An 8,124-nucleotide genomic window follows, 5' to 3' on the forward strand; every position below is an offset into this window, starting at 1 on the left:
GGCACAGTCGCCCGGCGAACGGCCGGGCCGGACCGGGAGAGCTTCCCCCATGATGCTCCGTCAGCGTTCCACCGTCATCGTCGCGGTGGCCGCCCTCGCCGCCGCCGGATTCGCCACCGGTACCGCGCAGGCCGCCACGGCCGCGCACAAGCCGGGCAAGTCCGGTGCCACGAGCGCCAGTTGTTCGCAGGCGTACCTGCCGCTGCCCGACCCGTCCTGCACCCCCGGCGCGTACAACCCGGCGGTCACCCAGGCCACCATCGGCCAGACCATCTGCGTCTCCGGCTGGACCGCCACCGTGCGCCCGCCGACCAGCTACACCAACGCGTTGAAGACCCAGCAGATCGCCCAGTACGGCTACGCGGACACCAACCCCGCGGACTACGAGGAGGACCACTTCGTCCCGCTGGAGCTCGGCGGCGCGCCGCGCGACCCGCACAACCTGTGGCCCGAGCCGCGCTACGGCAACGAGCCCGCGCAGAGCAAGGACTCGGTCGAGACCAGATTGAAGAACGCGGTGTGCGGCCACAAGGTGACCCTGGACGCGGCCCGCAGCGCGATCGCCAGTGACTGGACCACGGCGCTCAGCCGCCTGGGGCTGTGACCCCGCGGGGTTGAAAGGAAGCCGCCAGGTCCGTCCGTTCCCCTGTGCCGGACGGGCCTGGCGGCGGTCTGTCGGTACGTCAGCGGCAGCCGGGGAAGGCCTCGCAGAGCGGGGCCGTCATGCCGGTGGCGACGTACTTGTCCTCGGGAGCCTTCCAGGCGTCCTTGGGCTGGGCGCCGGCCTTGGCCGTCGCCCAGACGGCCAGCTCGGTGACCGCCCCGCCGCCCAGCACCACGTACTCGTGCAGGGTGGCGGTGGAACCGTCGGGCTGCGGGGCCGTCACGGTGGCGGCGAAGTAGGGCGCGTCGGCCGCGCTGGTCACCTTGACCGTGGCGCCCGGCGCGGTCCTGGCGCAGTTCGTCACGGCCTCGGTGATGCCCCGCTCGATCGCGTAGGCGGTCTGGGCGTTGCCGCTGCTGTGGGTCGGGTCGCCCCAGAAGTCCACGGTCTGCTGGGCCGTCCAGCGGTCCCCGCCGAAGCCGACGGCGGCCTTGGCCCGCGCCGCGCCGTCGGTGTACATGTACTCGTCGCCCTTGGGCGGCGCGGCGTGGCACAGCTCCATGCCCTTGAAGCCGATCGGCCCGGTGACCGGCTTGGCGTTGGCCGCCAGTGGGGCGAAGTGGTAGGTCTCGTCCATCGGGATGCTCTTGGTGTCCGCCCAGGCCTTGGCCGGGACGGCCTTGCCCTGGTCGGCCCCGGTGGTGGGCCCGGCCGTGCCGCCGGCCGGCGCCGCGGTGGTCGGCGCCGCCGGGGCGGCGCTCTTGCCGCCGTCCTGGCCGCTGTCGTCCGGTCCGCAGGCGCTCAGGGCGCCCGCGCAGAGCAGGGCGGCGGCGGTGACGGTGATCAGGCGGGTGCTGCTGCGCACGTGACGATTCCTCGGGTGTCCGGTGTCGTGGGGCGGGGCCGGGGCCGGTGGCGCGCCGGCCACCCGGCCCCGCCGCCCGGCCGACCCGTGACTGCGGGCACTCGGCATGGCTGTTCCCCCCGTTGCTGCTGCCGTCAGGCCCCCCTGGCTCCGCAGCTCACCGCAGGTCTGAGGAACGGTCAGAGCGGGTGCTGCGTCGACGGCGGACGAAACCTATGACACGGCGGCGCCGGTCGCAAAGCGGGATTCCGCCGGGTGCGCGGGCGAATGCGAGGGTTGCAGCGGGTTGGTGGTGAACATGTGTGCGGCCGCGGCGGAACCGATGTCCGGCGGGGGAGTGCCGTCCGGCCGGTCCGTGGGCGGACGGATCCCTTGCCGGGCACCGGATCCAGGCCCCCGGGGGCGGGAACCGGCGGTGGGTCGTGCCCGTTCGGGGCGGCGTCGGCCCGCCCCGGCCGGGGTGCCGATGCCAAGGCTTCCTCCCGGCCGTGGGACGGATGTGATCCCACCCACGGTCCGGGTCGGGGCAGGTCGCGCGGGGTGTCCGCCCGGTTACGGCTCGGGGTGTCCGCCTCGTTGCGGCTGGGGGCGTCCGGCCCGCTACGGCTGCGGGTGGGTGCCCGGGACGCCGAGTTGGGCGGCGAGCCAGGGGAGGGCCTGGGTGAAGGTGGCGGAGCCGGTCTGCCAGGTGTGCTTGCCGGAGCCGACGGCGGCGGTGGTGCGGATGCCGTCCTTCTTGGCGGCCGCCTCCAGGAGCTTGGCGGACTCGATCTGGCCGTGTTCCTCGTCGCCCTGCCCGAAGTAGCCGGACACGCCCTGGTACTTGGGGTGGTGGGCGAGCACCGTCAGCGGGTCGTGGGCGGCCCAGGCCGCCGCGTCGCCGCCGTACAGCTCCTGGATCGTGTGGTCCTTGTCGCCGATGTACGGGCCCTTGTCGCCGGAGAAGTCGCCGAAGTGGGTGAAGACGTTGGGGTGCTCGACGACCAGGTCGACGGCGCAGGTGCCGCCCATCGACCAGCCGGCCACGCCCCACTTGTGCGGGTCGGTGGCGGCGTTGAAGGTCTTCTGGACGTACGGGGGGACGTCCTTGAGCAGGTGGCTCTCGGAGTTGCCGTGCGGGCCGTCCACGCACTCGGTGTCCACCCGGAAGCCGCCGGTGGCGTCCACGAAGACCAGGATCGGGGCGAAGCCGTTGTGCTTCGCGGCGAACTCGTCGGCGGTCCGCACCGCGTTGCCCGACCGGATCCAGTTGTCGGGCGCCGCGAACTCGCCGCCGATCATCTCCAGCACCGGCAGCTTCGGCCGGGCCTTGCTGCGGAACCAGGCCGGCGGCAGGTAGACCAGCTCCTGGCGGTGGGTGAAGCCGCTCGCGGTGTCCGGGATGTCGACCTGGACGATGCGGCCGGTCGTGGTCTTCCCGTGGATCGAGGAGACCTCGGCCAGGGTGATCTGGTCCGGCAGCGGCTGCCCGCTGAGCTCGCCGATCGCGTCGTCGACCGTCGGGTAGTAGCCGGTGGCCATGTTCACGCTGTTCGCGGCGCAGAACAGCGCCAGCAGGACGGTCGGCGCCACCAGCGCCCGCCGCCACCAGCGCGCGCCGCGCCAGCCGAAGCCCAGCACGGCGAGCGCGGCGACCGCCACCCCGCTCCACAGCCACACCCCGAACGGGATCGGGTCGGTGATCCCGGCCAGGGTGAGGACTCCCACCGCGAGGACCGCGGTGAGCAGCAGCGCCGTACCCAGCGCGATCGGCCCCCACTTGCGCTGCCAGGACCGGTCCCGCAGGCCCACCGCGGTCAGGAACAGGGCGAGGGCGGCGGCCTGGACGGTCCAGGGGAACCAGCCGTCGAGCAGCGAGACGTTCATGCGCGGAGGCTAGGGGCGGTGGATGAGAGAGGGCTTAGAGGCTGACCGTTCACTGGTGACGTCCTGGGAGCGGGCTGGGAGCGCGTTGGGAGCGCGTGGGGAGGCCGGGGCGTGGCCGCCTTCGCCACCGTCGCGGCAGCACCCGCCCGCGGTCGGGCGCCGGTCCGAACGGGACGGCTCTCAGCCGACCGGACAGGCGTCGATCAGCGCACCGACCACCACACCGATCGAGGGACGCGCGGTCGAGGTGGAACGCCAGACGGCGAAGACCCGGCGCCGTGGGGCGTCCACCAGGGGCACGAACCGTACTGGAGCGGCGGCCGGTTCACGTCCCAGGCGCGGGATGATGGCGATTCCCAGTCCTGCCGCGACCAGCGCCAACTGCGTGGGGTGTTCCGAGGCGGTGTGGGCGATGCGAGCACGCTTGATGTTGCGCACCAGCCATTCGTGGCACAGCTGCCCGTCGCTCGAGGTGATCCAGTGCTCATCACCGAGGTCGGCCAGGCTCAGCGTCGGGCGGCCGGCGAGCCGATGGTCCGGGGGCAGGGCGATGTCGTAGGTGTCGTCGAGGAGGGCGCGGTGGTCCAGTCCCTGGGGCAGGGCGAGCGGATCCCCGGCCCAGTCCTCGACGACGGCCAGGTCGAGCAGCCCGCGCCGCACCGCCGGGACGGCTTCGTACGGTTCCTGCTCCCGCGCCGACACCGTCAGGTCCGGGTACCGGGCCCGCAGGGCCCGCAGAGCCGATGGGAGCAGCGCGCGGGCGGCGGTGGGGAAGGCCGCGATCGTGAGGTCGCCGGTCACCAGTCCGTGGTGCTGCGCCATCGTCGCCATGACGCGTTCCATGTGCGCGAGCAGTTCCGCGGCCTCCCCGGCGAGCAGGGTGCCGGCCTCGGTCAGGCGAATGCCCCGGCCTTGACGTTCCGCCAGGTGAGTGCCGGTCTCCTGCTCCAGTCGCGCCATCTGCTGCGAGACCGCCGACGTGGTGACGTGCAGGAGTCGGGCCGCGCCCACGACGGATCCGGTCGTCGCCACCGCGTGCAGTACCCGCAAGCGTTCGAGGTTCAACATCTCAGTGATGCTACGAGATGCAGTCAAGAAACATTCACTTGTGCTTTCCGGTGATCGAACCCAGAGTGGGCGCGGCGCAACAGGCCATCACGAATGGCGACGGGGGTATGCCGAGTGACGTCTCGGCGTGCACGTCATTCGGCCTTCTCTACGCGTCCGGCCGATGCCGCTCCTGCCTCAGCCGCCGACCCGTCAGTCGGCGGGTGAGGCAGGGCGGGCACCCTTGGCGTCGCGCATCCTCGGGTGGACGGCCCGGGCGGCGACGGGGAGCGGGTTCGTGGTCAGACCGTGTAGTCGGCGTGCGGGGTGCCGCGCTCCCAGACCGTCTCGAAGGCGCCGGAGACCAGCTCCACCACGGCCGGGTCCTCGCAGTACCGGTGCCCGGCCCAGGCGCCGTCGCCGCTGAACCAGTGGAACAGCACCAGGCGGTCGTCGATCAGCCACAGGTCGTTGCCGGGCAGCGGGATGTCCGAGGCCAGCCGCCGGGGCAGCCAGCGCACCTGCTCGCCCGCGGCGAGGTTCACCGTGGTGAGTGCGTGCTCCCAGCGGATGTAGTCGGTGACCGGCTCGGAGACGATCCGCGCCCGGCGCAGCCGGACGCCCCGGCCGACGGTCTCGCGCACCAGCGGCACCCAGCAGGCCCACCACGGGGAGTCCGGGTCGGTGTCGACCGCGCCGGAGCGCTTGAACTCCTCGAAGGCGGCGGCCTCGTCGGCGACGCCGTAGGCGTCCCGCATCTCCAGGTGGACGGCCGTCCGGCGGGCGCCCCTGAGCAGGGCGGTGAAGTCGGGCAGGGGCTCGGTCATCGCGGGCCTTCCGGGGGTGGGTGCGGGGAGTGGGTGGGCGTCGGGTGCGGGCGGTTGTGGGTGTCGGGTGCGGGCGTCGGTTACGGGCGGGTGCGGGCGTCGGCGGTGAGGCGGCGGAGGGCGGCGCGGGCGGGCGGGCCCCAGGTGGTCTTGCCGCCGGGGCGGCCGAGGCGGCCGGCCTCGCCGATGTGGATGCCGCCGAGGGCGCGCATGACGGCCCAGCCGCGGGCGCGGCGCAGTGTCGCCCGGTCCGGGGCCGGTCGGTAGGCCCGGTGGAAGAGCTCGGCGCCGCCGTCCGGGAGGAGGGACCAGGCGGCCGCGAGGTCGCTCGCCGGGTCGCCCGCGCAGAGTTCGCCGAAGTCGACGACGCCGCAGAGGGTGCCGTCGGCGGTGAGGACGTTGGCCGGGTGGAGGTCGCCGTGGATCCACAGGGCCGGGCCGGTCCAGTCGGGTGCGCTGACGGCGTCCTCCCAGACGGCGCGGATGGCGCGGACGGCGTCCGGGTCGGGGATCAGCCCCATGGCGGCGGCCGAGGCCAGCCCCTGGGTGACGTGCTCGGCCTGGGCGGCCAGCGGCTCGCCGCGGGCGCCGGTGGGCGCGGTGGCGGGGGCGGGCCGGTGCAGGGCGGTCAGGAAGGCGGCCAGGGTCCCGGCCGCGGCGGCGGCGCGGGTGACGGGAGCGTGGTCGGCCGGGGTGCCCGGGACCCAGGTGGTGACCAGCCAGGGGTGGGGGAAGCGCTCGGAGGGCTCGCCGAGGCGCCGGGGCGCCGGGATCGGCAGGGGAAGCGGCGAGGGGAGGGCGGGCAGCCACGCATGTTCCTTGCGCAGCAGGGCACTTGCGTCCTCCGTCACCCAGGGCAGCCGGACGGCGAGGTCCTCGCCGAGCCGCCACATCTGGTTGGACCAGCCGCGTGCACCGAGCCGCAGCGGGAGCTCGGCCAGGTCGGGGTGTTGGTCGCGCAGGAGCTGCCGGACCAGGTCCTCGGTGATCTCGATCGCGGTACGGGGCATGGGGGAAGGGTAGTTGGGTGCCCGGGTGCCCGGGTGTCTGGGTGTTTGGGCCTAGGGAGTCGGAACCGTGGGTGCCGTCCAGCTGGCCAGGACCCGGAGGGACTGCGCGGTGGGGGAGTTCGGCTCCACGTTGTAGACGCACAGCGTCTGCTCCGCGTCGCCCGGCACCTGGAAGGACTCGTAGGAGAAGTGCAGTTCCCCGACCAGGGGGTGGTGGTAGTGCTTGGCGCCGTGGGTGCGGCGCAGCACCCGGTGGTCGTTCCACCAGCCGGTGAACTCCGGCACCTGGAGGGTGAGTTCGCCGACCAGGTCGGCGAGCCGGCGGTCCTGGGGGTAGCGGCCCGCCTCGAACCGGAGCATGGCCACCGTCTCGGCGGCGAGCCGCTCCCAATCACCCACCGTCTCCCGGGCCTTGGGGTCCAGCAGGTAGTAGCGCGCCATGTTGCGGCGGTTGGCGGGCAGGGCGTCGAAGTCGGTGAGGACCTCCCGGGCGAGCCGGTTGGAGGCCAGGACGTCGGTGCGCCGGCCGAGGATGAAGGCGGGCACGTGGTCGAGCGTCTCCAGCATCAAGTACAGCCCCGGGCGCACCCGTTGGGCCGCCGCCGGGGTGCGGCGGGCGGCCGGGCGGGAGTCGGACCGGAGCAGGTCGGCGAAGTGCTCGCGCTCGGTGTCGTCCAGGCGCAGGGCGCGGGTGATCGCCTCGACGACCTCGTCGGAGGGGTGGAGGGCCCGCCCCTGCTCCAGCCGGGTGTAGTACTCCGTGCTGACCCCGGCCAGCCGGGCCACCTCGTCCCGGCGCAGGCCCGGGACGCGGCGGACCCGCCCGTCGGCGGGCAGCCCGGCGTCCTCGGGGGTGACCCGGGCGCGGCGCGAGCGGAGGAACCCGGCGATCTCCTTGGTGCGGTCCATGGCTCCATTGTCGGCGGTGTCGCGGCGCGGCGGGCGGTCCTGGGTGGTCCTGCCGGTACCTGTCAGGGCAGGGCCAGGTATGGCGTCCCGGGGGGCTCCGCCCGGGGCTGTACTGGATCTGCGGCCGACGGAGAGCGGCCGATCGAATCCCGACGCCCCTGGAGGGTAAGAAACATGTCCACGAACACCACCTCCCTTCCGCTCGCCGGCCGCGTCGCCGTCGTCACCGGCGCTTCGAGCGGCATCGGCGCGGCCTCGGCCGAGAAGCTGGCGGCGCTGGGCGCCCGGGTCGTCGTGCTGGCCCGCCGGGCGGAGCGGCTGGCCGAGCTGGTCGAGCGGATCGAGAAGAACGGCGGCAGCGCGGTCGCCATCGCCGCCGACGTGACGGACGTCGAGGCGATGCAGGCCGCCGCGGCCCGGGTGGAGACCGAGTTCGGCGGGGCCGACCTGCTGCTGAACAACGCCGGTGTCATGCTGCCCGCCCCGATCGAGGAGCTGGCGACCGCGCAGTGGAAGCAGCAGATCGACCTCAACATCACCGGCCTGATGAACGCGATCGGCGTGTTCACCCCGCAGCTGGTGAAGGCGGCCGCCGAGCGCGGCGTGGCGGACCTGATCAACACCTCGTCCATCGCGGCGCAGAACATCTTCCCGACCTTCGCGGTGTACTCCGGCACGAAGGCGTACGTCAGCCAGCTGTCGCGGACCCTGCGGGCCGAGCTGGGGGCGAAGAAGGTCCGGGTGTCGGCGGTCGAGCCCGGCATCGTCGGGACGGAGCTGCAGAGCCACGTCACCGACCAGGGCGCGCTGGACTGGCTGGAGGGCGCGAAGGCCGCCATGGAGTGGCTCACCCCGGAGGACGTCGCGGAGACCATCGGCTTCATCGCCACCCTGCCGCCCCGGGTCAACCTCCAGCAGGTCACGGTCATGCCCACCGGCCAGGCCAGCTGAGCCGCACCCCCCACCCCGGGCGGCCCCGCGCACACCGCGCGGGGC

General features: G+C 73.8%; 8 protein-coding genes. 2 read left to right on the top strand and 6 right to left on the bottom strand.

The genetic code is table 11. The annotated features are described in order from the left end of the window. Window positions 1-49 precede the first annotated feature (49 nt). Window positions 50-604 carry a hypothetical protein gene (locus tag ACFWXO_RS32880; RefSeq protein ID WP_375893434.1) on the top strand — a complete coding sequence of 185 codons (555 nt, stop codon included), beginning with the start codon at window positions 50-52 and terminating at the stop codon, window positions 602-604. A 79-nt stretch (window positions 605-683) separates the two neighbouring features. Here ACFWXO_RS32880 and ACFWXO_RS32885 read toward each other — a convergent pair whose 3' ends face one another. The 6 genes from ACFWXO_RS32885 to ACFWXO_RS32910 all read right to left on the bottom strand — a co-directional run bounded on the left by ACFWXO_RS32885 (window position 684) and on the right by ACFWXO_RS32910 (window position 7,128). Continuing rightward, entirely contained in the window at window positions 684-1,469 is a 786-nt protein-coding gene (locus ACFWXO_RS32885) for a hypothetical protein (protein WP_380528482.1), read from the bottom strand. Between the two features lie 600 nt (window positions 1,470-2,069). Next, window positions 2,070-3,335 (bottom strand): alpha/beta hydrolase, encoded by a 1,266-nt coding sequence (locus ACFWXO_RS32890; protein ID WP_380528484.1) that lies wholly within the window; start codon window positions 3,333-3,335, stop codon window positions 2,070-2,072. A 180-nt stretch (window positions 3,336-3,515) separates the two neighbouring features. Next, window positions 3,516-4,403, bottom strand: a complete 888-nt coding sequence (locus ACFWXO_RS32895; RefSeq protein ID WP_380528486.1) for a LysR family transcriptional regulator — start codon at window positions 4,401-4,403, stop codon at window positions 3,516-3,518. Window positions 4,404-4,684: 281 nt separating this feature from the next. Then, on the bottom strand, window positions 4,685-5,209 hold the full coding sequence (locus tag ACFWXO_RS32900; RefSeq protein ID WP_380528488.1) for a DUF6879 family protein: 525 nt from the start codon (window positions 5,207-5,209) through the stop codon (window positions 4,685-4,687). An 80-nt stretch (window positions 5,210-5,289) separates the two neighbouring features. Next, the gene (locus tag ACFWXO_RS32905) at window positions 5,290-6,219 is read right to left on the bottom strand and encodes an aminoglycoside phosphotransferase family protein (protein WP_380528490.1); all 930 of its coding nucleotides are present in this window, start codon (window positions 6,217-6,219) and stop codon (window positions 5,290-5,292) included. 51 nt (window positions 6,220-6,270) lie between these two features. Continuing rightward, window positions 6,271-7,128, bottom strand: a complete 858-nt coding sequence (locus ACFWXO_RS32910) for a helix-turn-helix transcriptional regulator (protein WP_380528492.1) — start codon at window positions 7,126-7,128, stop codon at window positions 6,271-6,273. Between the two features lie 174 nt (window positions 7,129-7,302). On the opposite strand from ACFWXO_RS32910, the gene ACFWXO_RS32915 reads away from it, so the two are divergent. Continuing rightward, complete coding sequence (locus ACFWXO_RS32915; protein WP_375890065.1) at window positions 7,303-8,079, top strand: SDR family oxidoreductase; 777 nt, start codon at window positions 7,303-7,305, stop codon at window positions 8,077-8,079. The last annotated feature ends 45 nt before the right edge of the window (window positions 8,080-8,124 follow it).

Source organism: Kitasatospora sp. NPDC059088 (genome assembly GCF_042738155.1).
Lineage (GTDB): Bacteria > Actinomycetota > Actinomycetes > Streptomycetales > Streptomycetaceae > Kitasatospora.

What these genes read in the sequence shown, in the direction of transcription:
- ACFWXO_RS32910 (WP_380528492.1), bottom strand. Translation starts at nt 7,128, where the DNA reads ATGGACCGCACCAAGGAGATCGCCGGGTTCCTCCGCTCGCGCCGCGCC.
- ACFWXO_RS32890 (WP_380528484.1), bottom strand. Translation starts at nt 3,335, where the DNA reads ATGAACGTCTCGCTGCTCGACGGCTGGTTCCCCTGGACCGTCCAGGCC.
- ACFWXO_RS32915 (WP_375890065.1), top strand. Translation starts at nt 7,303, where the DNA reads ATGTCCACGAACACCACCTCCCTTCCGCTCGCCGGCCGCGTCGCCGTC.
- ACFWXO_RS32880 (WP_375893434.1), top strand. Translation starts at nt 50, where the DNA reads ATGATGCTCCGTCAGCGTTCCACCGTCATCGTCGCGGTGGCCGCCCTC.
- ACFWXO_RS32900 (WP_380528488.1), bottom strand. Translation starts at nt 5,209, where the DNA reads ATGACCGAGCCCCTGCCCGACTTCACCGCCCTGCTCAGGGGCGCCCGC.
- ACFWXO_RS32905 (WP_380528490.1), bottom strand. Translation starts at nt 6,219, where the DNA reads ATGCCCCGTACCGCGATCGAGATCACCGAGGACCTGGTCCGGCAGCTC.
- ACFWXO_RS32895 (WP_380528486.1), bottom strand. Translation starts at nt 4,403, where the DNA reads ATGTTGAACCTCGAACGCTTGCGGGTACTGCACGCGGTGGCGACGACC.